Annotated in this window: 19 protein-coding genes; 17 read left to right on the top strand and 2 right to left on the bottom strand. The window is 36.5% G+C overall.

What is annotated here, in order from left to right; translation table 11 throughout:
• The first annotated feature begins 115 nt into the window (after positions 1–115).
• Both L323_RS38610 and L323_RS38605 read left to right on the top strand, forming a co-directional pair.
• Positions 116–11038 carry a right-handed parallel beta-helix repeat-containing protein gene (locus L323_RS38610; RefSeq protein ID WP_020817030.1) on the top strand — a complete coding sequence of 3641 codons (10923 nt, stop codon included), beginning with the start codon at positions 116–118 and terminating at the stop codon, positions 11036–11038.
• A 14-nt stretch (positions 11039–11052) separates the two neighbouring features.
• Complete coding sequence (locus tag L323_RS38605; protein ID WP_020817029.1) at positions 11053–11745, top strand: hypothetical protein; 693 nt, start codon at positions 11053–11055, stop codon at positions 11743–11745.
• Between the two features lie 628 nt (positions 11746–12373).
• Here the strand turns inward: L323_RS38605 and L323_RS38600 are convergent.
• Positions 12374–12724, bottom strand: a complete 351-nt coding sequence (locus L323_RS38600; protein WP_020817028.1) for a hypothetical protein — start codon at positions 12722–12724, stop codon at positions 12374–12376.
• Between the two features lie 177 nt (positions 12725–12901).
• Between L323_RS38600 and L323_RS40630 the strand changes: the two genes are divergently transcribed.
• The gene (locus tag L323_RS40630; RefSeq protein WP_020817027.1) at positions 12902–13291 is read left to right on the top strand and encodes a helix-turn-helix domain-containing protein; all 390 of its coding nucleotides are present in this window, start codon (positions 12902–12904) and stop codon (positions 13289–13291) included.
• 361 nt (positions 13292–13652) lie between these two features.
• Here the strand turns inward: L323_RS40630 and L323_RS38590 are convergent, their stop codons facing one another.
• Positions 13653–14177: a hypothetical protein gene (locus L323_RS38590; RefSeq protein WP_020817026.1), complete on the bottom strand. Its 525-nt coding sequence runs from the start codon at positions 14175–14177 to the stop codon at positions 13653–13655.
• A 673-nt stretch (positions 14178–14850) separates the two neighbouring features.
• On the opposite strand from L323_RS38590, the gene L323_RS38585 reads away from it, so the two are divergent.
• The 14 genes from L323_RS38585 to L323_RS38525 all read left to right on the top strand — a co-directional run bounded on the left by L323_RS38585 (position 14851) and on the right by L323_RS38525 (position 26603).
• On the top strand, positions 14851–15342 hold the full coding sequence (locus L323_RS38585) for a hypothetical protein (protein ID WP_020817024.1): 492 nt from the start codon (positions 14851–14853) through the stop codon (positions 15340–15342).
• 216 nt (positions 15343–15558) lie between these two features.
• Complete coding sequence (locus L323_RS38580) at positions 15559–15993, top strand: hypothetical protein (protein WP_020817023.1); 435 nt, start codon at positions 15559–15561, stop codon at positions 15991–15993.
• 162 nt (positions 15994–16155) lie between these two features.
• The gene (locus tag L323_RS38575) at positions 16156–16785 is read left to right on the top strand and encodes a recombinase family protein (protein WP_020817022.1); all 630 of its coding nucleotides are present in this window, start codon (positions 16156–16158) and stop codon (positions 16783–16785) included.
• Positions 16773–17072 carry a DUF6809 family protein gene (locus tag L323_RS38570; protein WP_020817021.1) on the top strand — a complete coding sequence of 100 codons (300 nt, stop codon included), beginning with the start codon at positions 16773–16775 and terminating at the stop codon, positions 17070–17072. Before L323_RS38575 ends, L323_RS38570 begins: the two co-directional genes overlap by 13 nt.
• Positions 17063–17242 (top strand): SymE family type I addiction module toxin, encoded by a 180-nt coding sequence (locus L323_RS38565; RefSeq protein WP_020817020.1) that lies wholly within the window; start codon positions 17063–17065, stop codon positions 17240–17242. The genes L323_RS38570 and L323_RS38565 overlap by 10 nt, the downstream gene beginning before the upstream one ends.
• 210 nt (positions 17243–17452) lie before the next feature.
• Positions 17453–18688, top strand: a complete 1236-nt coding sequence (locus tag L323_RS38560; RefSeq protein WP_020817019.1) for an IS110 family transposase — start codon at positions 17453–17455, stop codon at positions 18686–18688.
• 69 nt (positions 18689–18757) lie between these two features.
• On the top strand, positions 18758–19486 hold the full coding sequence (locus tag L323_RS0121220) for a hypothetical protein (protein WP_020817018.1): 729 nt from the start codon (positions 18758–18760) through the stop codon (positions 19484–19486).
• 99 nt (positions 19487–19585) lie between these two features.
• Positions 19586–19894, top strand: coding sequence for a hypothetical protein (locus tag L323_RS38555; RefSeq protein ID WP_020817017.1), 309 nt, complete (start codon positions 19586–19588; stop codon positions 19892–19894).
• Between the two features lie 11 nt (positions 19895–19905).
• Positions 19906–20160, top strand: a complete 255-nt coding sequence (locus tag L323_RS38550) for a DUF7660 family protein (RefSeq protein WP_014314874.1) — start codon at positions 19906–19908, stop codon at positions 20158–20160.
• Between the two features lie 1069 nt (positions 20161–21229).
• Positions 21230–22090 carry a recombinase family protein gene (locus tag L323_RS38545; protein WP_020817015.1) on the top strand — a complete coding sequence of 287 codons (861 nt, stop codon included), beginning with the start codon at positions 21230–21232 and terminating at the stop codon, positions 22088–22090.
• 310 nt (positions 22091–22400) lie between these two features.
• On the top strand, positions 22401–23414 hold the full coding sequence (locus L323_RS38540) for a hypothetical protein (RefSeq protein WP_020817014.1): 1014 nt from the start codon (positions 22401–22403) through the stop codon (positions 23412–23414).
• A gap of 853 nt (positions 23415–24267) precedes the next feature.
• Complete coding sequence (locus L323_RS38535; protein WP_020817012.1) at positions 24268–24687, top strand: sigma-70 family RNA polymerase sigma factor; 420 nt, start codon at positions 24268–24270, stop codon at positions 24685–24687.
• 12 nt (positions 24688–24699) lie between these two features.
• On the top strand, positions 24700–25671 hold the full coding sequence (locus L323_RS38530) for a DUF4179 domain-containing protein (protein ID WP_020817011.1): 972 nt from the start codon (positions 24700–24702) through the stop codon (positions 25669–25671).
• A gap of 563 nt (positions 25672–26234) precedes the next feature.
• Entirely contained in the window at positions 26235–26603 is a 369-nt protein-coding gene (locus L323_RS38525) for a GNAT family N-acetyltransferase (RefSeq protein ID WP_020817010.1), read from the top strand.
• The last annotated feature ends 392 nt before the right edge of the window (positions 26604–26995 follow it).

Below are 26995 nucleotides of genomic sequence, written 5' to 3'. Positions count from 1 at the left end.
TAAAAAGCTTTTTATTGACAAAATATCACATTCGACATAAAATTTAGCAATGAGTTAATATTTTACAAAATATAAATATATATACCTTTAAAGTTATAATTTAGGAGAAGATAGCATGGGTACAGGGAAAAAGTGGATAGCAGGTTTATTGGCAGTATTAATAGCAACTCAGGGGTTTAGCATAGCAGATTTGTCTCCTCTGGGAATGCAGAAGGTGCTTGCTGGCACGGTAAAGCAGCCGACATATAGCGTAACAGCACCTATATTGCCACAGCAGCAGGCAAAAACTCAAAAGGCAGCTGCTTTGACACATGAAAAAACAGCAGCGGTAATAACTTCTGGAGATAAGCAGACAGAGGTTTCAACTTCGAAATTTAAAAATTCTGATATTAAAAGCCTACATACCAGCAACACACCAAATGCTGTGGTAGCTGATACGGACAGAACGACCAAGACAGTATCAAAAAAAAGCCAATTCAAATTTTTAAAGTCTGGTTTAACAGCATCCGGTAGTCAGTCTGGAACTATTGATAATTTAGGTAATTTAACTGTTCTAAATGCTGCTAGTAAGGCAAATAGCAAATCTATTTCTCAAAACATGCTTTCAAGGGGACTTGCTAATAACCAGACAACAGGCTCTTCAATTTCGTTTCCTCTGAATGTGAATCTCGAAGGAACAGATAAAACACCGGCAGCAGTGGCAACAGCTCCAATGTCAGAAAATGCTGTAGAAGCTGCAACTCCAGCTTCTATTTCAATTCCTACTAATATAAGTGTATCATCTACTGATACAACATTAAAAGTGAGCTGGGATGCCGTGGCAGATGCCCAGAGCTACGATGTATCAATGGATGGAACTGTTACAAATGTCACCGAAGCAAGCTATACATATGGCAATCTGGTACCGAACAGTCTGCATACTATTAAAGTAAGGGCCGTTGCTTCAACAGAAAATAGCGAATGGAGTACCGAAATAATAAAATACACTCTGCTTGCTGCTCCATCCAATATTACGTCTGATATATCAGGTACTTCTGTTAATTTGGCATGGGGTTCTGTTTCAGGAGCCTCAGGATATGAGATATACAGGGATGATATAAAAGTTGGGACATCGGAGAGCAATACATACTCCGATATCGGGTTGGAGGTTGGAACAACTTATGTATATAGAATAAAGGCGTTCAACGAAGCCGGGAATATGTCTGGATTCAGTAATTTTATTACGGTGAGTATAGTAGCGACAACAACTCCGGCAGCTATTTTAATCCCTGCAAATATAAATTTGACTTCAACTGACACAACGTTGACGGTAAGCTGGGATGCCGTAGCAGATGCCCAGAGCTATGATGTCTCACTTGATGGAAATATTACTAATGTTACCGCATCAAGTTATGCATATAGCAGTCTGGTACCTAACAGTTTGCATACTGTTAAGGTGAGGGCCGTTAAACCATGTGGAAATGGCTTGGTAGGGGATGTTAACGGTGATGGTATAGTAGATGCCCTTGATTTTGCTTTGTTCAAGAAGCGTATGATGGATTCCAGTTATGATTTCCCTGTGGAAGACGACATGTGGGCTGCTGATCTTAACGGCGATAATGAAATAAATGCCCTTGATTTTGCTTTGTTCAATAAGTATATGTTAGATCCCAGCTATACTTTTCCGAAAAGTTCTGTGATTACAAGTGAGTGGAGTAATGAAATATCAACGTATACGCTGCTTGCTGCTCCTGTTAACCTTGTTGCTACTCCGTCAAGTATTTCAGTTGATCTGGCATGGGAAGCTGTTAATGGGGCGACAGGCTATGAAGTATATCGGGATAATGTCAAAGTAGGGGCACCAGGGATAAACAAATACTCTGATAGTGAATTAAAGTCAAAAACAACATACTCCTATACTGTAAAAGCAATAAATACAGAGGGTAATGTATCTTTGTATAGTAAGCCGGTTACCGTAACTACATGTGAACAGGGAGTAATCAGCGAAAACACAACTTGGACATTGGCTAACAGTCCATACATTTTGAAAAGTAGCATTACAATACCGAGCGGAGTGACACTGACAGTTGAGCCTGGGGTAATTGTAAAAAGTACAAGCAATAATTATGGTATAGATGTTCAGGGAAAGCTGATTGCGCTTGGTACTACTGGAAGTGATATTGTGTTTACTACGGTGAAGGATGCTGAGTATGGTGGAAGTGGGGTAACAGGCTCAGAAACAGATTATTGGGGAGGTATAAATGTAGTTTCTACAGGTGAGTTTATCGGGGAACATGTAAAAATAAGGTATGGTGGAGAATGGGAAAATAATCATAGTACATTGAGCATATTAGGTAAATTATCACTTGTAAACTCAGAAGTTAGTAATTCAAATTACATTGGAGTTTACTTAAAAACTTCCAATGATATAATAATAAAAAATACCAAGATAGATTGTTCGGGATGGCCAGGTATATATATATGGAATACTTCTACAACAGAGAACGGCACAGTGACACTTGAAAATAATATTATTACGTCTGATTCGGATGGTATAAGTATCGGTCTAAACGGAGCAGAGAATATAACAATAAAAAATAATACTATAGATGTAAACTCTAGAGGTATATGGATTGGGCATTTTGGAACAGGTAATTTAAGTATTCAGAATAACAGCATAATAAGTAAAAATGGAAGTCCGATATATGTTGATATTGGAGGGGTGAAGTCATCAGTTTTTTCTGGAATAAATAACAATACGTATCCTAAAAATCCTGAGTATAACCAAGTTGTGATAGGTGGAAGCTTAAAAGAAAATTTTACTTTAACCAGTGGCACTTATTATATGTCGAAGAACATAGATATAATAGATGGAGCAACGTTAACAGTTGAGCCTGGGGTAATAGTAAAGAGCACTCATACTTCTATGATAAATGTACAGGGAAAGCTAATTGCTTTAGGTACGACGGGTAGTGCTATAGTATTTACTACTTATAAGGATTCTGCTTACGGGGGTACTGGAGTAACCACCTCGGAATCTTCAAATAAAGACTATTGGGTCGGTATATCTGTATCGCGTACAGGAGAATTTGTTGGCGATAATGTGAAAGTGAGATATGGATGTGGCAAAGGTACAATATGTACGTATGGTAAGCTGACACTTATAAATTCTGAAGTGAGTAATTCATTCTCACATGGGGTATATATTGATACTACAAATGATACAACAATTAAAAATACCGTTATTTATGGAACAAATGAAAGTGGTATATATGGGGATACCAGTGGTGTAATGACACTCAAGAACAATACTATCTCTCTAAATTTGGGGTTGGGCATACGGATAGATCAAAATGGGACAAAGAATATGGCAATTGAAAGTAATACTATTTTCAAAACTAGTGGTGGCATATCCGTATGGAACGACACAAACGCAAAAGGTAATATAACTATAAGGGACAATGCTATTTCCCAAAATTCGTTTGGCTTAGAACTTGGACTACACGAAGCAGAAAATGCAACTGTTGAAAACAATACTATTTTCCAGAATTCGAATGCAGGTATAAGTCTTAGATTATACGGAGAAGGGAATGTAATTATTGAAAACAATAATGTAAGTGAAAATAAATATGGCATACGCATTTACCAAAATAATATTAATTTAGTAGATATGAGTATCTTGAGCATTGAGAAAAATAGTATAACAAATAACAGGTGTTGCCCTATATATATAGATATTGGTGTAAGCGTAGACGTAATTAGTATAGTCAATAGGATACAAAACAACACATATACTGGAAATGTTGAATATAACGGAATAGGAATAGGCGGATGGACATCATCTCGATATCATACTTTAAATAATGGCACATATTACTTGTGTGATAACATACTAGTTAAAAATGGAGATATGTTAACTATACAACCTGGTACCATAATACTAGGTTCTAAAAATAACTATATAGACGTAGAAGGGAAATTGATTGCACAGGGAACAGCGGAAAAGCCTATTGTTTTTACTTCACTTGAAGACCCAAAATATGGAGGACATGGGGTATCTAAAACAAATGAACGGTGGGATGGAATAAAAGTAAAAAGTACAGGTGAATTCATTGGAGATAACATAAAGATAAGATATGGCAATGGAGAGATAGAACATAATACAGCTTTTGGTACATTAAATGTGGAGGGTAAACTGACTCTCACAAACTCAGAAATCACCAATTCCTACGGCTACGGCATCTACTTCAAAACAACCACCGCCCCAATCCTACTATACAACACCTTCAATGGAAACAGCTACGGCATTTATAACGAAAAATACTCAACAATGCCCATCGACGCCAGATTCAACTACTGGGGTTCATACTACGGACCGTCTGTCTATCCTAAATGGTATGGAGAAGGCGAAGGCGACACAGTAGGCGATGGCATAGCATATTACCCTTGGCTTGGCTCTGAAATGAACCATAAATTCTACTTTGGTCAAAGCGGCATAAATTCCGCAACTGGTAACTACTCAAGAACCTACACCGACCTGACGGTGGTATCGCCAGGCTTTGATATCGCATTTTCCAGAACATATAATTCTCAAAATGACAAAGCATCCTCTTTGGGCAAGGGTTGGACCTTTAGCTACGAGGGCAGTGTAAAGGACGAAGAATATACCTATGTCGACTTTTTGGACGGTACTACTAAAACAGCTATAAATTCAAATATAAAAGCAGTAACACTGCCGGATGGGAAAATGCTTTCCTTTAGTGTAAATACAGATGGCTCGTTTACTGCAAATAATTCAAGATACACGCTGAAAAAGCAGGCTGACGGCACGTTTATCCTTACGGCTAAAGACCAGTCGAAATATTTATTTAATTCAAGCGGCTACCTTGTAAAAATGCAGGACAAAAACGGGAATGCTGTTACACTAAATGTCGATTCCAATGGCAGAGTCCAAGGGGTGACTGACCAGGTAGGAAGACATTATACCGTTACATATGAAAACGGACTTATCAAAAAAATAATAGATGAAGCTTCTAACAGAACGGTTGCATATGACTACACAAGCAGCCGATTAACAAAGGTGACTGATCCAATGGGGAATCCGACCTTCTACTACTATGATTCTGACGGCTTTGTAACAGAAGTCAGGGATAGCGGCAATAAGCTGATTGAAGCTGTTACATACAACCATTCCGGTGAAAACAAGGACAAGGTTAATAACATAACTGATGTGAACGGAAATGTGCTTACATATTCGTATGATAACATAAACCGCAGGACAACGATTACAGACAGCAAAGGCAGAACTTCAAGGCAGGAATATGACATCTTCTACAGTATAACAGGGTCAACAGATGCTGAAGGAAAAACGTCAGTATATGAATACAGCAAGGAATCGGGAATTAACAAATATGCCGAGGAAAGCTCGGTAAGGGATAGAAACGGTAATACAACAAAGTATGACAGGGACGGAAAAGGTAATATTACGAAAATAACAAATCCAGATCAAACTACAAAGGCAATGACATATGACAGCAATAACAACCTGACAAGTGAAAAGGATGAATCAGGAAAATACACCTTCTACATTTATGATTCAGAGGGAAATATTGTAAAAAAGGTTCAGCCTTTAAATGGTACTGATATTTATGATGAGAGCAAGGATGCCGATAGCAATTTTGCAATAACAAGATACCATTACTATACAGATGCGGAATGCCAGATAAAGGGCTTGCTTGAAGCCGAGACAGACCCGGAGGGAAATACAACCGTTTACACCTATGATGCATATGGAAATATTAAGACGGTTAAGGATGCCGAAAATAATATTACTACCTTTGAATACAATCCGGCAGGTCAGGTAATAAAGAAAACAACTGCAAAGGGCAATATAACAAGTTATGTATATGATAAAAACGGAAATCTGGAAAAACAGATACAGGACGGCAACAAGGTTACCAGAATAACATATGATTCCGAAAACCGCAAAACAAAAGAGGTATCACCGAAGCTGTACAATTCGGCAAATGACAATATTTCAGACAACGAATATAACGGTGATGCAGGTAATAGATATACTTACTATGCAAGCGGAAAGGTTAAAACAAAAACCGATGCTGCAAATAACACAACAAGCTATACCTATGATATTTACGGAAACCTTGCAACCCAGACTAACCCTAACGGTGCAGTATATTCCTATGAATATGATTGCATGGACAGGCCTGTTAAGAAATATTTTCAGGATAATCAAGCATCAGAAAAGGTTCTGCTTGAGGAATACTCCTATGATATATTGACAGACGGCAAAACCAAGAAAACACAGAAGCAATATCTGAATTCGAAGGATGTTGCTATCACAGAATATACCTATGATTATGCAGATAGGCTGATATCACAAAAAAACGCTGACAACACAACCGCTTCGACAAGCTACAATAAAAACGGAACAGTAAACAGCACAACTGATGAAAAAGGGAACACTACCTACTATAAGTATGACAGCCTTAACAGGCTTACCGAGCAGTGGACACCGTTTGAAACTGTAAGCGGGGCTGTCAGATATTCATACAATAAAATTGTTTATGACAAAGCAGGTAGAAAGAAAAATGAAATAGCAGGAAAAGATACAGTTACACTTTACGCAGCAGCCTTGCAGCTAATTACAAAAACCTACGACTACTATAATAATGGCAAAGTAAAGAGCATTACCGACAACGAAGGTAGAAAAACAGAATACGAATACGATGCAGACGGAAATGTAAGTAAGGAAACGGTTTACACAAGTACAACAGATAAAAATGTTACTGAATTCATAAATAACTATTTAGGAAAAGTATCTGAGAAAAAAGTTCATGTAAAAGCTGGAGATCTAGCAGGAAATGACTTTAACAGCACTGAGGATACAATATTAAGAACTGTTTACACCTACGATAAAAATGGAAACCTTGAAACGGTAACAACACCTGACGATGTAACAACCACTTGCAACTACGATAACCTGAACAGACAGACAGGAGTAAGTCAGCCAGGCATTGATGAAAATGAACAGGCAGTAACAATAGCATCATCCACCGAATATGACTGTCAGGGAAATGTTGTAAAAACAACGGATGCAAATGGCAATATTACGGAATACCACTATAATCAAAGGGGATTGCTGGAAACAACAACAGATGCTGAGACAAATACCACAGCTTTTTATTACGACAGAGTCGGAAGAAAAATAGCCGAGGTAGCTCCTAAAGACTACGACCCTGCAAAAACTCTTTCTCAGATGAACAGGGTTGAATACACCTATGACCTCATGGGCAGGGTAAAAACCAAAACCTACGTGGGCGAGGAAAAGAAGGTAGATCCAGTAACGCATGAATGGGTAACACAACAGGTAAGCATAGTACAGAAAGCCTACCAGTACGATAACAATGGAAATGTTACAAAGGAACTGGACGGGCTAGGACTAGAGTCGGCAACAGATATAACAAGCATAGATACACAAATCTCTACAGGCTATGGGACGGAGTACACCTACAATCTCGCAGACAAGCCGATAACAGTAAAAGATGCCGTATCAAAAGACAGAGGACTCAGCTACACTACAAAATATTCCTACGATGCATTAGGAAGAAAAACCTCTGAAACATATGCCAATGGAGTAATAAAAAATTATAACTACGATGATGCGGGAAATGTAACAAAGCTTACAGTACAGAAAACATCAGGCAGTGCAGAGCAGACAATACAAATAAATACATATGACTATGTCGGAAATCTGCTGACAAAGAAGTATGGAAACGGAAATACCACGACCTATGAATACAATGCATTGGGCAAGCTAAGAAAAACAACAGCCCCGGGAGATATAACAATCCCTGAAAGTACAATAATCAGCCAATATGATGCAATGGGCAGACTGAAAATACAGAAGGACTCAAGAGGTGCGGTAAACACCTACACTTACAACAACCAAGGGGATGTACTGTCACAGAAACAGCAGGCAGAGGACGGGAAGCAGGCAATAACTACCTCAACACGCTATGACAAAAACGGAAATGCAAGATATGTAACAGACGGGAATCAAAATACAACGGAAAATATCTACAATGTATTAAACAAAATATCAACATCAAAGCAAACCGTATCAGGGGTAATGCACGAAACTGCTTATGGTTATGATGCCAACGGAAACCAGACAACAGTAACCGATTGGAGGGGCAATACCTCTCAGAATGTATATGACAGCTTAAATAGACACATAGAGAAAAAGGATGCGTACGGCAAAAGCATACAGAAGCTAGAATACAACCACAGCAATGTACAGGAAAAATCCTATGATGCCCTTAACAATGTGACACAATACACTTACGATAAAAACAACAGGCTGCTGTCAACGACTGATCCGGAAAACCACACCACAAGCCAGACCTATGACAATGCCGGAAATATACAAACCAAAACAGACGCAAGGGGAAATATATCACCTGCTGATGATAAAACGCACTATACAACCTATACATACGATGAATTCAATAGGCTTAAAACAGTTACAAATTCCAAGAACGAAACAACAAGCTATACCTATGATCTGAATGGAAACCTGCTCACACAGACAGACGGAAGGGGAAACATAACGACATATGAATACAATGCGGCAAACAAGGTAGCTAAGCGTATAGACCAAGGCGGAAGAACGTTAACAGCAGGCAAATATGACGATGTTCCTGCAAAAACAGAAGCCTACACCTACAATGCAGACGGAAACCTTGCCACAAAGACAGACAGGAACGGCATTACAACCACATACACCTACGATATACACGGAAGGCTGCTGAGCCAGACCACAGGAAATATATCAATTTCCTATACCTACGATGGCAACGGTAACCAGCTCACAATGACCGACAGCACAGGAACCACAACAAGAACCTACGATGAGCAGAACAGAGTGCTTACAAAAAATGTACCAAACATTGGAATAACAACCTTCGAGTATGATAAAATAACAGGTATGGAAGAAGGCTGTCAGGCCGAAACTTCAACAGACCCCAAGGGCAACCTGACACAGAAAACCTATGACATGGCAGGAAGACTCAAAACAGTAACAGCCGATGGAAAGACAACAACCTATAACTATCTTGATAACGGGGCAAGACAAAGCGTAATATATAACGACGGATCAAGAGAAGATTACACCTATTACGCAGATGGACTGTTAAGAACCTTGACAAATAAAAAAGCTGATGGCAGCATAATAGACACCTACAGCTATACGTATGATGCGGCTCATAACCAAGCCTCTAAAACAGACTCAAATGGTACAACAAATTATACCTACGATACGCTGAACAGACTTGAAACAGTAACAGAGCCGAACAACAGAAAAACCACGTACACCTACGATGCAGCAGGAAACAGAGCAACCGAAACAATAACGGTTGGCGGTAACGCAACAGTAAACACCTACACCTACAACGAGCAAGACCATCTGACACAGATAGTAACAACGTTAAACGGCACAACAACAGCCACAACCGTATACACTTACGACAACAACGGCAACCAGCTTACCACAGAAGTAAACGGCACAGTAACTGTATCAAACACCTACGATGCCAGAAGCCAGCTGATATCAACTACCACAGGTGGAATAACAGTACAAAACACCTACAATGGTGACGGCTATAGAGTAGAGAAAGCAGTAAACGGAGCAATAACAAGATATCTCTACGAATACGACAAGGTAGTGCTGGAACTGGACGGCTCAGGCAACCAGACAGGCAGAAACGTATACGGCACAAACCTGTTAATGCGCTCAGTCGACGGAACCACCTACTATTACATGTACAACGGACATGCCGATGTAACAGCACTGCTGAAACCAGACGGAACAATAGCAGCAACATATTATTATGATGCCTTCGGAAACATCACTGACACCACAGGAGCAGCAAGCAATTCTATAACCTTTGCAGGGTATCAGTATGACAAGGAAACAGGGCTTTATTACCTGAATGCGAGGATGTATGACCCGAAGACTGCACGGTTCTTGCAGGAGGATACTTATACTGGCGATAGGAATGACCCGCTTAGTTTGAATTTGTATGTGTATTGTGCGAATAATCCTCTTATATATTATGACCCAACAGGACATAGCTGGATGGATTCAGCCAGAGATTGGTTTTTAAATGATACATCTGCAGGACGGTGGGTTAACAAAAACATAGTTAAACCGGTAAAAAAGAAAGCAAAAGCAGTCTATAATTATTTGGATGAAAAAGTACCTGTTTTAACTGGCATAGGCGAAGCGCTATATGATGAAGCTAAAACAATAACTGATTCGGTAGATATTGTAGGTAAAGTAATAGATGTAGCTAAGGTTATAACTCATCCTAAGGAAACTATAAAACAGATTGGAGATAATTATAAAAAGATACTGGCAGATCCAAAAGCGGTCTGGAATTCGGTGGCTAGTAAAGTAACAAATTATGTTGATACAAATATAATAAATGGAAACGCGCATACAAGAGCAGAGTTTGGCACACATGCAGCAGTATTTATAGGATCATTCTTTGTTGGGGGAAGTGAAAGTGAGGCTGGTACGGCTGCATCAAAATTTGCCGAGAGCGCAAAAGGTCTAATTTCAAAGACAAATGGCTTAACAAACAGGATTATCTATGAAGAAACCGGATCAACAAATATATTCAATAAAATGTTTAGCAGGATTGCTGAAAATAAAATACCGGAGGTTAATCGTGGGTTGAGTGCGGTTGGTGAGGGGGGGAGTAAACCTCCTAATCTTAGTCCAGAAGGGGCAGGAAGAAATGGTGCTTTTAGGGAAGCTAAGAGAAATAGTGATATTCCGGTTACTGAACAACCTAAAAAGGTAACTCCAGCAGTTGACAAAAGGGGAAATAGAATACCTGGAAAAGATTATGATTTTGGGGATGGAAAGGTAATAAGAGACCACTCAGGTGGACATGAGTTCCCAGATGACCCATCACAAAATAGAGGACCTCATTTTAATGATCCGGATGGTAATCACTATGACTACAACAAATAAATGGAGTGATAACAATGAAGATTTGGAATGAAATCGAAAAAGATGCGTTCTCTTACTTTCAATGGTTTAATAAAGATGAGGCGTGCGAAAGGGTAGGAAGGGTTCCAAGCTTGAGCGTGTTTAGTATAAATGGCTCAGAGTTATTTGGTTCAAGCGATAGAACTGCTTTTAAAGATTTATGTAGCAGCGAAATCCAAAAGGTATTTACAAATCAGAATTTTTTAAAAGACCATAAACTATATCTGTTTGTAAATGTGGAAGTTAAAGATAAAAACTCTCGAATTGAAAGACATAAAAAAGTGTGGAAGTTACTTGAGACCAAATGGCAACTTGATACATTAATTAAAGGACCCGAAATAGAAGTTGAAGTAGATGGGAAAATGTTTTTTTCAAGTATTGCTAACTTTAGGCTTGAAAACCTTTCAGTGGTATTGGATGTAGTATCTAGCAATCCTAAAAGGTATACAATTATTGCAAGTAGGAAAGATGATTTTTTATCTGAGAAAGCAATAACGGATATCTTTAGACTAGCATTTAATCAATATAGAAGTAGAAGGTATAAGGATGAAATAGACTATTTTGGACTTTCGATTCACCTTTGTCAAGAAAATGATATGATTTTTAGATGGGGAGATACGTCGGAGGAAGCAGAAATAGCAGTGATATTGAAGAGTGATATATTTACACTTTTTAATGATTTACAATAAGGTTTTCAAGATTTCTTAATATGAGCATAATTATGGCGGTCGTCTATATGATGACCGTCTTTCTTTTTGTTTTGCAACCAGTAGACATAAAGCTAATAAAGCGAAACCATAGTAACGCAAATTTTTAAAACGTTCTATACCAATATTTTTATTTGTCGCAGTAACTTTATACTATGCAGCATGTAAAAACAGCTTATACCAAAGGCTATGCGGTCTGCCACTTATGAGTAAGGGGCGATTTTTTTAAAACTGTCGCTGTGTGTCCTTGGAGGCCGTCAAATACGTTGTTTTACGCAAAAAACTACAGATAAGCAATAACGCAATACCTGTCAATATGAGAATCCACTAAAGTCCAAATAACCCAGTAAAATAAAGGGTTACACGCAAATGTGAGCCATATAATATTTACAGGCTCTCCCTGCAAAACTGCCTTAGTGGGAGCATATAGCAGCTTCAAGTATCTTCACTTTTATTTTGTTTATTATTATTGCTTTTGTAACTATAAAAATCTGAAATGACTTTATTTACAGTGGGGGCGGGTGCTTTTTTCTTCAGCATATAAAAGAATCAAACTGCTTAAACCAAGTGGCAAGCAGTTTGATAATGAGGTTATAGAGAAATGTGCAGCCTACTTGGTTGCCACGAACAATACCATTGCTAATATTGCTATTACCATTACAATTACTATCATGCCTAACCCAAGAATTAGAGAAGCTTTCGGCAAAGTCTTTTTTCTGTTGGGCTTGTTCAAGTCCATAATAGCCATAATTGTTGAAGGAATCACAAAAATCCAGTAAAGAGCAACAAAGAAATAGGGTTTTGCTTCGTTTCCGTTACTTTGTGCAATTGTCGTAACAATAAGCGCAAAGAGCAGAAAGAAGTCTCCTATCAAGGTTAACGTAAAGGCAGTTTTACCAAGTGAAGAATGCTCTAACGCTTTTTTAGCTGTAGCAGTTTGTTTCATAGGAGCTGTTTGCATTGTTTTTTCATCCTTTCGTAATTTTACTTTTAAAGTACAGTATTTATTTCCAATTATAGCGAAGAAAATTAGCATAAACAACCTAATTGTTTTAAAAATGTTCTATATATTAGCATTTGTTGGCATTCCCATTAGCTTCAAATATCATTGAAGTAAATAGAATTGGGGTGTTAATAAATGTCTTTTGGAAATCGCTTAAAAGACTTGAGAATACAGAATAAGCTAACACAAAAAGAAGTTTCTGAAAAATTAGTTGTCAGCAGGGCTACAATAGGCAAGTATGAAACAGAGCAAGCCTACCCTGACTTTGAAAAGCTGGTTGCTCTTGCCAATTTATATAATTGTTCTATCGACTATTTGTTAGGACTTTCCAACATTGCAAGGAGGTTTTCTGCACAAGAGCTGGAGTTGACTGATAAAGTTATTAGCTTATCAGTTGAAGAAGGCTTAATCTCTGCTGCTGCAAGCAATGAGGAATTACAAAAGCTGTATGAAGAAATTAAAACCGCCTATATGGCTATAAAGCTTTTAAAAAGAGTCTCTTCAAACCAAACATCTAAAAAATAAGTATCATTTCATTATGTCATGTCTGTAAGCTATATATGTTTTTACTGTGCAATTATATAATAAATTTGAATGGCATTGCTTTGTAGGGGGCGGTGCTGTTTTCTTCATAGCAAGCAATCCTGCTCTCACGCTGTAAATGTAGCTTTTTCTTCAAAAATTCAACGCTATAGTTCTTGTTGTCACTGCTTTAAAATATATTGCTACTGTAATTGTATTCCGCTAAAATATAGCAACTACAAGGCTTTTATGCCGGGCGGTGTGATTTTCACATTTTCCGAGGATACGCTTCCGATAATGGCTCTACTAGCCTGCTGTACACCACCCCTTTTTTATATCCCCGGAAAATTTTAGCCAACGTGAATCAGCAGCTTTTCTTCTGTTCCCGAAACTTTCTTTGCGATTCTGTGCCAAGTCCGAGAGCCTCTATTATATTGTCATAAAACGTAAGCTTGTTCATAAAAGGTACAAGAATATTTTTAACAGCTTCTCTATCGTCAGGGCGGTGCGATTTATTTAAATATTCATTAGCTTTTTGCAAATAAATATCAGTATTAAGCCTTAGCTGATAATGTATTACTGACTTCTTGTACTTTTGCAAGTACCTGTCAGAAGTTGCAATTATGAAGCCTTGCTCAACTAAGGCATCTACAGCAGTTTTTACAGAAGCAGTTAAAACGCCTGTATCCTCTGTAATTAATGCTCTGCTCTTAGCAAAAAAGCCATCTTCTGTAATGCCAACGTCACCATGGCTGTTAACATATTCTTCCGAACAGCGGTATGCGTATGTTTCTAATAAATCAACAAGAATCAATGCTTGCTCGTTGCCCCCAAAAATCAGTTTGAGTGCCACAAAAGACTTTCTAAATTTCAAATCATAATTCTTCATTATGCGCAACCTCCTAAAAATTACAAATTAACTGTGATGTAGTTGTTTTTCCTACTACTTCATAGCGAAAATTCTACTACTTTGTAACAGGCTTCCTACTATGAAAATACAAGTTCCTACTACAATGTAGTAATACATAAATAAATACTTAAATACATTTACTTAGATAAAAACATAGATAATATAGACTTCAAAAATTTTTAGCATCGCTAAAATTTTTGAGAATCATATATGTGTTTTTAAAAAAGTGAACTATAGCAGCAGTAGAGAGAATAACACCGCCGCGCGAAAATGTAAAAGGTTAACTTGTGTTATACATATAGCACCTCTCAAAAAAATAATGGTTTGTACTGGATAGAGCATAAAATAAAAAGTTCAACAATAAGACTGAATAATTATTTTGTTAAAAGCGTAAAGTGCTGTAAATAAAGCGCTTACGTAGTGCTTTAAACGCTGTAAGCCTGCTTGTCGTCAATTTAAGCTGCTATAGCGTGCTGTTAGTGCTACTGCATTTTAAAACATAGGCAATAGGGGCTAATGCAATGGGCGCATAAGCTAAATAATTTACAAAAGATGGTATATTCAGGTCGGAATCTTGAAAAAGTGAGCGTATACTTAAATTATGGAAACAAGAAAAAGCTGCCCAGGAAGAGCAAAGAAAGGATGTTGTATAATGAGTAAAGCATTAAAAGCAACGGAAACTACTCAAAAGAATGTTTTTGAAAAAACTAATGAGACTAAAGCAAATGCAGCAATGGGCTTTGTGAACAAGTTTGTTATCAATGGAGAAGCAGTAGAAACCGCCCCCAAAAAAGTAGATGTTACAATTAATGATAAAAAGCTAAAGTTAAATTGCAGAATCATACCTGATAATTGTACTGACACTTACAGCAATAGCTTTAATGTTCCCGTTAAGGAAAAAGACGTGAAAGTTTTTTATTGTAAGGGGGGTGGTGTGCTTGCTGCCAGCCTTTATGTGGACGGAAAACTGCAATACTCTGGAATCTCTATGCAGGGCATATTTGCATTGGTACAGGCGTTGTTTGGAGTAGACAAGCTGACTGTGGACAGGCTATACATAGCAAGCAACGTGAACAGGAAAAAGCCCGCGCCGGCAAACAAAGCTACAGAATCAGTTTCTACTGAAAACGCTATAGCAAAATAAGCAGTACAGCAAATACAAGTTATATGAATGAAGTGAGTGTTTAGATTTTAGGCACTCGCTTTATTTTTTTATAAAAATATTTTGAGATTTTACAGAGTTTTATATATTCTCCTATAGTTTTTGCTTTGAAAAACTGTATATCTTTTCATCCCCGGAGTCTGCCTATATGGGATTCCATATATTAACATTTACTCGGCTGAAATGGAGGATTTTGCCATGTTAAATACTAATAGCCAAAACTTTGCAAATAATTCTTGGGAAAATGCTTTTTATCAAATTACTCATAATGGTGTTTTTATACCGAGCAGTACATTAATACGTAGGTGGTTTAGAGATATATGCTATATAGGTCCCCGCAACAAGACGAACATTTACCTTGCTGATGTTTATGGTCTGATAGTTATGTTGGGGTTTCGTGATGAACTGAATAATCAATTGGACAAACATAATTCCTTTCATTCCCGTACAGAGGATTTAGCTTATATGCTAACCCTGTCCCCAAAACTTGTTCGGAAAACGGAAGATAAGCTCATTGAATTGGGTTTAATCGAAATCAAGAGGCTACGAGGAAAAAAGAACATATATCGGATCAATGCTGAGGAACTAAATAAGATGTTTGAGGAATTGGGCTACTATTATCCGATTGATTAAAGCGTTTGAAAAAGTGTACTTTTACGCACTGGGTGAAAAGTGCTGAAAAGAGCGTGCATAAATCCCTCAGACCGCATTTTTGCACATGTGCAACATTCGGTCGACCTTTATAAACGGTTCATCTTACAATAAATGCACAGTAAGATTATGGAAGGTGATATTATGCAGGCTAAAAAATTCGCTTATGCGAGAGTGAGCAGCAAGGACCAGAACTTGGACAGGCAGATGAAAGAATTTTTAAGCATGGGGCTTGATGAACGGGACATTTACGTTGAAAAGCAATCAGGAAAAGACTTTGATAGAGCAGTGTATCAGGGGCTAAAAAGGCACTTGCGGGAAGGAGACACACTGTACATCAAGTCTTTAGACCGCTTTGGCAGGGACAAGGAGCAGATATTGAACGAGTGGCATGAGATAACAAAAGTAATAAAGGCTCACATTGTAGTGCTGGACATGCCCTTGCTGGATACCTCAAAGTACAGCAGCATTACTGGCTTAGAAAGTCTTGTAGCTGACATTGTATTACAGCTATTGAGCTACTTTGCGGAGGAAGAACGACTGAAAATCAAAGAGAGACGGCGGGAAGGCATCGCTGCTGCAAAAAGCAAAGGGAAGAAGTTTGGCAGACCGAACATGCAGCACCCTCAGGAGTGGGAGCAGAATTACATTGAATGGAAGTGGCATCAAATCACTGCTGTAGAAATGTGCAGAAGGCTCAACTTGAAAAAGTCCACATTTTATAAGCTGGTAAGGCAGTATGAAGGCAGGGAGGGAGCTGTATGCGAGGGTTAAAGAAGTATTTTAAGGATTTTGTCACTGAACGTTCCATTGATATTAGTGCAAGAATATGTTGCTTCAATGGTGAATATAGAAAGCTGGACTTAAAAATAAATGAAATGCAGGAAGAAATCAATCAAAAGATGCCAGAGGATATGCAGCAATTATTTATTAAACTGGAAGAACTGGAAACTGCTCAACAGGCTATTATACAGGATGGCTTATACAAACAGGGCTTGCTGGACGGAATCAGAATCGCTAGAACCATTGAGCAGTTAGGCAGGGAAGCATTATGCAAGTGAGATTATTAACGGTTTATAGCACTTATATAAATAACTCTGAAATCCCTCAAATCAGAATACAGGGCAAGTGGTTGGAAAAACTGGGATTCATACAAGGAAAGAAATTTATTGTTGAAGAGAAGCAAGGACAGCTAACACTGAAGGTTATATCACTGGAAAGTGAAAATTAAGTACATTTGGCAATTCTGGGAATGCGGGTCAATGACTAACGCTACAAGTACCGGAATTGCCCTAAATATATAAAAATATCATGTAATTCTCTAAAAAAGGGATGGATAGGTTGTCGCCCCCATGCGGACTTCTTGCAAAGGAGGTTAACGCTTGACGCTGAGGTTGCCGACGTTTTTTTTGTAGGGAAGAATTGATAAGGAGTGGGGTTGATGCATTATAAACAAAAGTACGTATATGTAGGTCTTGACGTGCACAAAGACACCCATACAGCAGTTATTATCAACTGTTGGAACGAAAGGCTAGATGAAATAACATTTGAGAACAGACCGCACGCATTCCCTGAGTTTTTAAATAGGGTTCGTAAGTATGCAAAAAATGAACTTGTCCCTATGTTCGGGTTGGAGGATACGGGTGGTTATGGACGTTCCTTAGCTGTGTTTCTTTTGGAAAACAAGCAGATAGTCAAAGAGGTTAACTCTGCTTTATCTCATTCAGAACGTAAAAGTTACCCGACTACACAAAAATCGGATGGATGGGATGCTTTCTGCATAGCCAATGTACTATTGAGTAAACTGGAAATACTGCCGGATGCCAATCCACAGGACTCATTTTGGACGCTTGCACAGCTTGTAGCAAGGCGAAATGGACTTGTAAAGGCTTTGACTGCTGTAAATAACCAGCTTCATGTCCAGCTATCACACAGTTATCCAAGCTATACACAGTTTTTTTCTGATGTTGACGGTAAGACTGCTTTGGCATTTTGGGAAGAATATCCTTCGCCCTGTCATTTGCAGGCTATAGAAGTGGAAAAGTTAACTGAATTTCTTCGCAAGCACAGTAATAATGCGTGTTCTACAAAGAAGGCACTGACTATATTAGACCTCATAGAGAAAGATAATATACCAAAGAGGAAGTTTCAAGATTCAAGGGACTTTCTTGTAAAAAGCCTTGTAGCAGATATTAAATTCAAAAAACAAGAAATAACAAAGGTAGAGGCTGAACTTGAACGCATACTGGCTATAATGGGCTACAAGCTTGAATCAATGCCTGGGGTAGACACTGTTACTGCTGCTGCACTATTAGCTGAAATAGGGGACATTATGAGATTTGACAACCCTAACAAGCTCGCCCGTTTTGCAGGGATAGCACCTGTAAAATTCAGTTCGGCAGGAAAGGGAACGGAGCAGAAGTCAAAGCAGGGAAACAGGACGTTACATGGGATATTCTACTTTATGGCGATACAGCAGATACAGATAGCCAAAGGGAGTGGACTGCCTAGAAATCCGGTATTTCTTGAATACTATAACCGAAAGCTTGCAGAGAACAAAACAAAGGTACAGGCTCTTGTCTGCATTATGCGCAGGCTTGTAAATATTGTGTACGGTATGTTAAAAAACAAAACTGAATACATTATGCCAACTCTTCCCGAGGACAAAGCAGTATGATAAAATCAAAGTGGTAAAATTATCTAATGAAGAGTAGCTGCTTTATTATAAATTTGGGGGAGGTAACAAATGATGGAGAGACAACCTTGGTCTTCAGGTCCGGGTGAGATACTTGAACATGGATTATCTTTACTAAAAAATGATAGTGATGTTAATCGAAGGCTTGCAATGATAAGCATTGATAATTCTGTTGAATTAATGATAAAAACTTTTTTAGGCTTACCAAAACGCATAACTGGTATACATCTAAGTAGAAAAGAGTATGACCAGATAAGTGAAAGCTTTCCTTGCTTAATTGATGCTATTGAACAGTATTCTGGTGATAAGCTTAAAGGTATAGACCTTGGAGAAATTGAGTGGTTTCACAGGCTAAGAAACCAGTTATACCACCAAGGTAATGGTTTAACAGTCGAGAGAAGTAAAGTTGAGATATACTCTGAACTTGCAAAACTACTATTTAAAAACCTTTTTGGAATTGATATACAAATAAAGGAAGAAAAGAAATCAGATATTCTTGGCGAATTTATGACTGCATGGGTCAAGTTTGAAAAGTTGATGATATTGTTTTTAGAGAAGAGATTACAGCCTGAACAAACACGTAAAGTAATGCCATATGAAGCTATGAATATACTGTTTAAAGAAGGCTATATTGATGATAGTACCTATGGTGAAATTAAGATTTTGCGGGACATCCGTAATAAGGCGGTACATGGAGTTGGAGATTATAACACACTTATAAATAAGCAGGTTATTGATAAGTTGAATGGTGTTATTGCGGAGTTGGAAAAGAAATTATAGATATAAGGAGTAAACCCCTACAATAGTGTTAGCTTTACATCTAAGGGAGCGGCTGAAGCTAAGTTACCATCAACTCTAAATCCAAAAGAAATTAACTTTATGCAAAGTTCTATTAAGAATGAAACTGGCGAATATACTGTACTTCAGAATGCAGAATCATTGAAAAATGGAACATTAAAGCCTAGTGATTTGCCTACTATGAAAGTATGGGAAGATGAATTAGGCAAGATATGGACTTTAGACCATAGAAGGCTTGGGGCATATAGACTGGCAGAACTTAATGATGTTCCTGTTCAATGGGCTACACCAGAAGAAATAGCAAAAGGCGGTTTTAAGATGACAACTAACAATGGTGGTAGTTCAATCAGACTAAAATTAGGCGGTGGAGAAAGCATTACTATAAAATAAGGAGGCAAATTATGAGTGTTCATGAAGAAATAAAAACTGTTAAAACTAAGGAGGATTTTATTAACTTCTTAGGGAAGTTAGCTACAGATAAAAAAAATAATCCAGTAGAGTGGGAAAATAAAGCAATAGAAAATTATCTAGAATCTATACAATCATGGATTGAAGATATGGAAGGGTATTATGTGAATAATAACATTGAAGTACCTAAAAACATTGATTGGAATTTCTTTGCTACTGTATTTTATGTTGGAAAAATATATGAATAAAGTGCAGTTACTCACTACAAAATAATACAAAAGCTGAATGCATTATTTAAATAAATATAATAGTATTATTAGTGGAATATTTTATGTTAAATAATATACTGCATAATTGTAATAATGCAGTTAAAAGATGAAATGAACCAGCTGAATCTAAGTAAGCTGGTTCATTATTATGGGCTTTAGCCTGTTGAGCATTAGGCGAGTTTCTCGGAATAGAAATGAGCCATGTGAAACAACAAACCACCTGCTATGATCTGACCCCAAAAAGTTATACAAAAAAATCACCTAACCGTTAAAATAGAGTTGTTCAAGCTACTAGCTTAACTAAAGAAAGGTGATTTCAATGGCAATAAAACAAAATAATTTAGCACACACAAAATGGATTGAGAAAACCACTAAGGACTACTATTGGGGATGCGGTGAAGATGGAACTGGAAAAAATATTGATGGAGACTAGGGATATTTTACGTAATTGTCAATAGGGGAATTAATCAAAGATAAAGTACTAACTGCAAAAAAAGCGAGCAATCTAACTACAAAACCATATAATGTTTTTCAGTGTTTAAGGTGATTGAATTTGCTAGTATGCAAGTTAGATGTCAAAGTACTGTTAACTGCATAATTACAATAATGCAGTAAGCAGTATCAAAAGTAAAAATCAAATATATATTATAGTAATAATGAGGGCTAACGCTGAAAAAAGGCATTAACCTTTTTTCTATTGTCGGGTACTTGATTTTTACGGTGGGTATGCACTAATTGAAAACGCGTGGGAAAAAGTCGGAGATGGTATGCGCGAATCAATTTTTTGAGGGTATAGGTTTTATAAAAAAACCGTAAAACTCTCTAAAATAAATAGTTACAGAAAATATAAGATAATTTTCGGTATAATAAAATTATCAGAATTTCGACCCCGGGGGTCGTTTTCTTCAAAAAACAAAGCATTTCGCGTTTTATTATCATCAGCGACGCCTCAAGGCAGGAGGAAAGTTTTTCCATTAGTAGGAATTGTACATGGGGCATCAGAAGGCGCTTTGAGCAGGGTAAGGTTATAGTCAACCATACAAAATTCATGGGCTATGACAAAGATGAAAACGGTAACCTTATTATAAATGAAAAGCAAGCAAAAATTGTGAGAAGAATATATGCCGAGTACCTTAATGGGAAAGGCACTAACAGGATTGCATATGAGCTTGAAACAGAAGGCATTCCAAACTGGAACGGTAAGGCGAAGTGGTACGAAAGTAGCATAAAAAAGATGTTGAGCAACGAAAAGTATAAGGGAGAGGCTTTGCTTCAAAAAACCTACACAGTGGATTTTCTTTCAAAAAAGCGAGTAGAGAATAACGGAGCTGTTCCGCAATACTATGTGGAGGAAAGTCATCCTGCGATAATAGACAAAGAAACATGGGAAGCAGTGCAGCTTGAGAGGGAGAGACGAAGAGCTTATGCTGAAAAATATAACATTCAAAAGATGGACTATATTACCAACACTAACCCATTTGCAGGCAGAATTATCTGCGGCTGTTGTGGTGGAGTCTATGGAAGGAAGGTATGGAACTCTAATGATGAAAGATTAAAAAGGATCGTTTGGCAGTGTAATAATAAGTATGTGACTAAAGGGGAAAAGGGCTGTAACAACAGACATATTAATGGCGAGGCTCTATATATGGCATTTGTGAGTGCTTTCAATACAGTACTGGAAAACAGGGAGTATTTTATGAGCAAATGGAAAGAACAGATTAACAGTGAGGATATTCTTAAAAGAGTCACCGCCAAAAGGTTTGTTCATATTTTTAAAGATGCCGAGCCATTACAACAGTTTGATAAAGAGATATATTTTAAGCTGGTGGAGAAGGTAGTGATTTTTGAGGATTCCAGGTTGATTTTTAGCTTGCTGGATGGAGCGGAAATTGAGTGTGGAATTGAGTAAAACCTTTTAACAATACTATTTATTTTCAACAATTTTTTATTCTATATGGCAGGGGAATATACTCGCTTTAGTTAAAACCAAACTATAAGATGGCTAACTTCGCATTTTATTCCACACATCAAATAAACTTAGCCCCCCCTTTGCATATTTTGGTATAGTAATACATGGAATAAGTTAACATTAAAGGATTATTATTGTATAATTTTCAAATAATTATAATTTTCCATTTACAATTTGAAGAATTTCGGCCGGCCTATCTTCAGTTTTATTTGTAAAAATCAAACATTATTTTAAGGAGTACACAATTTTTATGAAAGCATCATTAAAGTTATTTTTCGTAGGTATTCTCACTGCTTCGATTATACTAAGTTCAAGCATTACTTTTGCTGTAGAGAGTGATAATACAAATGTTGTTAGTGACAAAGAAAAAATAATAAGTAAACTTTTAAATGCAGGATTCACATCTGAGCAAATTAACGACCTTCCAGAGTCAGAATTATTTACATATAAGGATGGCGAAATAGTATCTACAGATACGAGATATTACAGAATATCACGACAACAAGATGAAAAAGGGGCCACTCACAGTAAGAGTAAAGAAAAAAAAGTAACTGATGAAGGTACAAGTAAAGTAACGGAATTGACAAAGGAACAATGTTTTTATGAGGTACAGGAGTACAATAAGAAACATAATCAACCCCAAAGTGTAACCAATGCTTCAACAACAGGTGGGACCTTCACGACAACGAGCATTTATGATAGTGGGGCTGCTTACGAAACTGATACTGATGGATGGATAACAATGAATTTACTTGTTTCACACGTAAGTGGGACTCTGTACAAACTTTCTGCCCAATGGACATGGCTCACAGTCCCCAAATACACACAAATAGACGTTATCGGTCTTGGACATGACGAGGCATTGACTCAAACTAACGATCCTATTTATAGCTATTTTAAAGATGATTGGACAAATTCTTGGCATAATCCTAGTAGTGGTACAGAGACGTTTACCACACCAGAAAAGTCTGTGGCTGACTCTGGAGGTTCAGTTGTATCCTACGCTTTGTGGTCTCATGATGCGGATACTAATGGTGGATATTTACGTTCAAATTATCGTGGCTATATGAGTTATTATGCAAATGTAAATGATTCTTCAAAACATTGGATTAGCGCTTATGCAAAATATGCTCATCAGCAAACAAGTCTTTCAATTTCGCCTTCAATTTCGTGGCCAGCATCATTAGGATTTAGCGTAGAAAAGTCAGAAAAATTTGACTTTTTGAGTCCAAACCCATACTGTAGCGTACATGTAAATTATTAAACCTAATTTATTAATTAGTTTTATATACAAAAACAGGACTAAACTGTCCTGTTTTTGTTGTGTATAGAAAACCCCACATTGGACTTGGGGTTAAAAATCTTATAGTTGTGCAGGCTATATAAGAGCCTCTTTTGATATAATATCAAAATTTAATAAAAGATGGAGTTCATGTTAAATTATGAACGACACACAGCTAATCACCTGAAGGGAACTATAAATTTCACCAGTTTTGCAACAAATTATAAAGGAAAGGTATTTTTTAAGAATTAAGATTGAAGTAGGAGCTGTTTAAAGATAATTGGTGGGGTGGAAAGGTGTGATGTTGAAACCGACTTTTTTCTATACTACTATACTATTAGAAGTATCACCCAAAAAGAATATATCAAGTTTTATGGTATTTCTTTAAGAAAAAGTAGATTAATCATTTTTAAGGTAAATATGAAGAACAGGAATAAAAATGAGGAATTTAGTGCAGGGGTACTATGTTGATACAATGGGTAAAAAATACAAAGAAGATAAGAGTACATACAAAAGCAGTTTAGGGAAGAGCAACTTACGCTAAATTGCAATAATACTTTGACGAGTAGCCTAACAGTTCTATTGCATGAGACGGATAATATAACGTTCTTTAAATTATTTATAATATATTTATAAAAAACTAAAACCATTTTAGTAAAACCATTGTCTAATTATATAGAAGACAAAATTTTAGTAAAAAGTTTACATTGTAAGGAGATGTACATGAATCAGGTAGATTTAGAAAAAGCCTTGAAAGCTATAAATGGAGACAAAATAGCATCTTCAGAATTAATACTTGAAAGGAAGGAAGATATATAGGTTAGCATATGTATATATGAGAAATGAAAATGATGCTTTGGATGTTTTGCACGATACTATTTATAGATCATATATTTCAATAAAAAAATTAAAAAATCCTGAATTTTTTAACACATGGATTACAAGGATTGTAATAAACTGTTCATTAAATGCTTTGAGAATAAAGAAAAAGATTAATGATAATGAAGAGAAAATACTTAATGAAGACATTAAAGATATTAATGTAGAAAATATAGAAGAAAGTATTATTTCTGGGATAGATTTGATGGAATCAATTGAACGGTTAGCTTTTAATGAAAAAACAATAGTGATTCTAAAATATTTTCAGGACTTTACTATAGCTCAAATTTCAGAGGTTTTATCTTGTCCAATAGGAACCGTAAAAACTCGACTAAATAAGGCACTAAAATTTTTGCGCACTAATATAGAAATTTAGGAGGAGGTAAAAATGCAGAAAAATTCGTTTGATAATATTTATTTGCCTGAAAGATTGGAGGCAGTGGCTAATTCAGCAATTAAAAGGGGACAAAAAACATTTTTATTAAGACATTTTATTACTATTACGATTTCAACATTAGTATTGTTGATGGGCTTATTTGGAACTTGTTATGCATCACCCTCTGTGGCAAAGACACTTTCTAGAGTTCCATTTGTTGGCTCTGTATTCTTACAATTTACAGATGAAGGACTAAAAACAGTAAGTAAAGAGGGATTGACCAATTTTACTGGTATGGAGGTTACAAAACAAAATGGAACTGTTTCAATAAATGAAATTTACTATGATAAATCAGGGATTAGTTTCGGCTTAGCATTAAAAGGGGTTAATCCATATACTAGTTCTTTACAATATTTATTATACTATAAGGATAAGTTGATTTCTGGTAGTTTAAATGGCGGAATTAAAGATGAGCCAAAAGGGGTTTACTTGATATCATTGAAAACTAGTGTTCCAAATGATTTGCCGGATACATTCAATTTAAAACTTATTGTTAAGGAATCAACGGGCTTAAAAAGAGAGTTTGAATTTCACGTCCCAGTAAGTAGAGCTAGATCGGATTTGAATACAAAAGAGTATCCAATTATGAAATCTTTTGAGTCTGATAATAAAAAAGTATTTATAAGAAAAATATCATTTACTCCTGCAGCATTATGCATAGATTTTGATTACACGAAACCGAATGATGATAATGAATTTTCATTGAAGCTTTTAGATGAAAAAGGTAAGCGGATTCAATTGAATTCTCTTACAGGAACTGAACAGATTAATGAAAATGGCGTAACTAGTAAAAGTAATTCTTACCATGCAGTTTTTAATCCTGTAACAAATGTTCCTGATAAACTAAGGCTTGATATTATAGATACTTTAGAAGAAAAAACTATTTTTTCTACTGAATTTGAGGTAATAACAGGTAACCCATAATTATATGTTAAATTAATTAACAGTTTTTCTAATGCCCTTAATAATAAACAAATTAGATAATACCTTAAACAAATATCAAGAAAGTTATGTTTGTTTGTCAAATATGTGTTATACAATTAGCAAAAAATAATGGAGCGTTTCATTAGGCGATTTTCAGCCTAATGGACGCATAGGAGATCTGTTATATATCCAATTGTGTATGTATAGTTGTTTCTTAAAGTCTTGGTAAGAGTAGAATTTATGAACTGCGTAAAAGTATTCGTTATCTTTACGGAGGCTTCGTTCTACCATACCGTTATGCCTCGGTGTATACTGCCTAATCATTTTATGCTTTATGCATGCCTTTTCAAGCTTCACCTCGAAAAGGGTCGGTTTGTTTTTATGCTGATTCAGTGTATTAATAAATTCAAATCCATTGTCTGTTTTGACACATTCAACTTTAAAATCAAATAATCCCAATCATATTCAATTTTATTAGGTGATAAGGAGCTGTATTTATTTTGAGATAGGAGTATAACATAATAAAATATGATAATAAGTTAGCAGGTAGAGAGTATAACAGTTTGAGAAAAGCTGTCGGTTTTAAGGAACTTCAATACGAACAGGCAGAGAGAGGATTGCAGCACACCAATTATATTGTGGCAGCAAGAGATGATGATGAGATAGTTGGTATGGCTAGAGTTTTATTTGATTTTGGCTATGTTGCATATATTACAGATGTAATAGTAGTTCAACAGTACCACGATCAGAGTATTAAAAGTATGATGCAGAAAGTTCTGCAGTTTTTAGATGATAATTCAGTAGAATGTGATTATATGCTATATGCATTAACAGTGGCAAAAGGGAAAGAAGGCTTTTATGAAAAGTTTGGTTTTGTTCAAAGACCTAATGATAATCAAGGAGCAGGAATGACAAAGCGTATTAATGGATAGCGTATACTTAAACATTATTCTTATAATTGTATAAAAATAATGTTTAAGTACTCAATCTAATTTTGAATACTATTAAATATAGAAGTAAATTTCATATTTTAGCTAAATCAAAAACTAAAGCAAAGTGCAAATGTATTTTAATTAAACAAGTAAGCGATTAATACAAATGGATTGTGGTATACATATTATATACGATATTAATGTTATACACATAAAGCCGTGCCAATTTCCCCACATGGAGCAATTAATGCTTTCTAGTTTGTACTATTCATGGAAATACCTCCTTGACACAGATTACTAAAAAGTAAAAAATGCATACAAGGAGGTATTACAAATAATGACAGGAGAGCAAAAACAACAAATCAAAGTACTTCGCTACCAAGGTTTTGGGG

It is taken from the genome of Ruminiclostridium papyrosolvens C7 (assembly GCF_000421965.1).
GTDB classification, from domain to species: Bacteria; Bacillota; Clostridia; order Acetivibrionales; family DSM-1351; genus Ruminiclostridium; species Ruminiclostridium papyrosolvens_A.
Note: the sequence above shows the minus strand (reverse complement) of the source record. Positions and strands in the feature narration are given on the sequence as shown.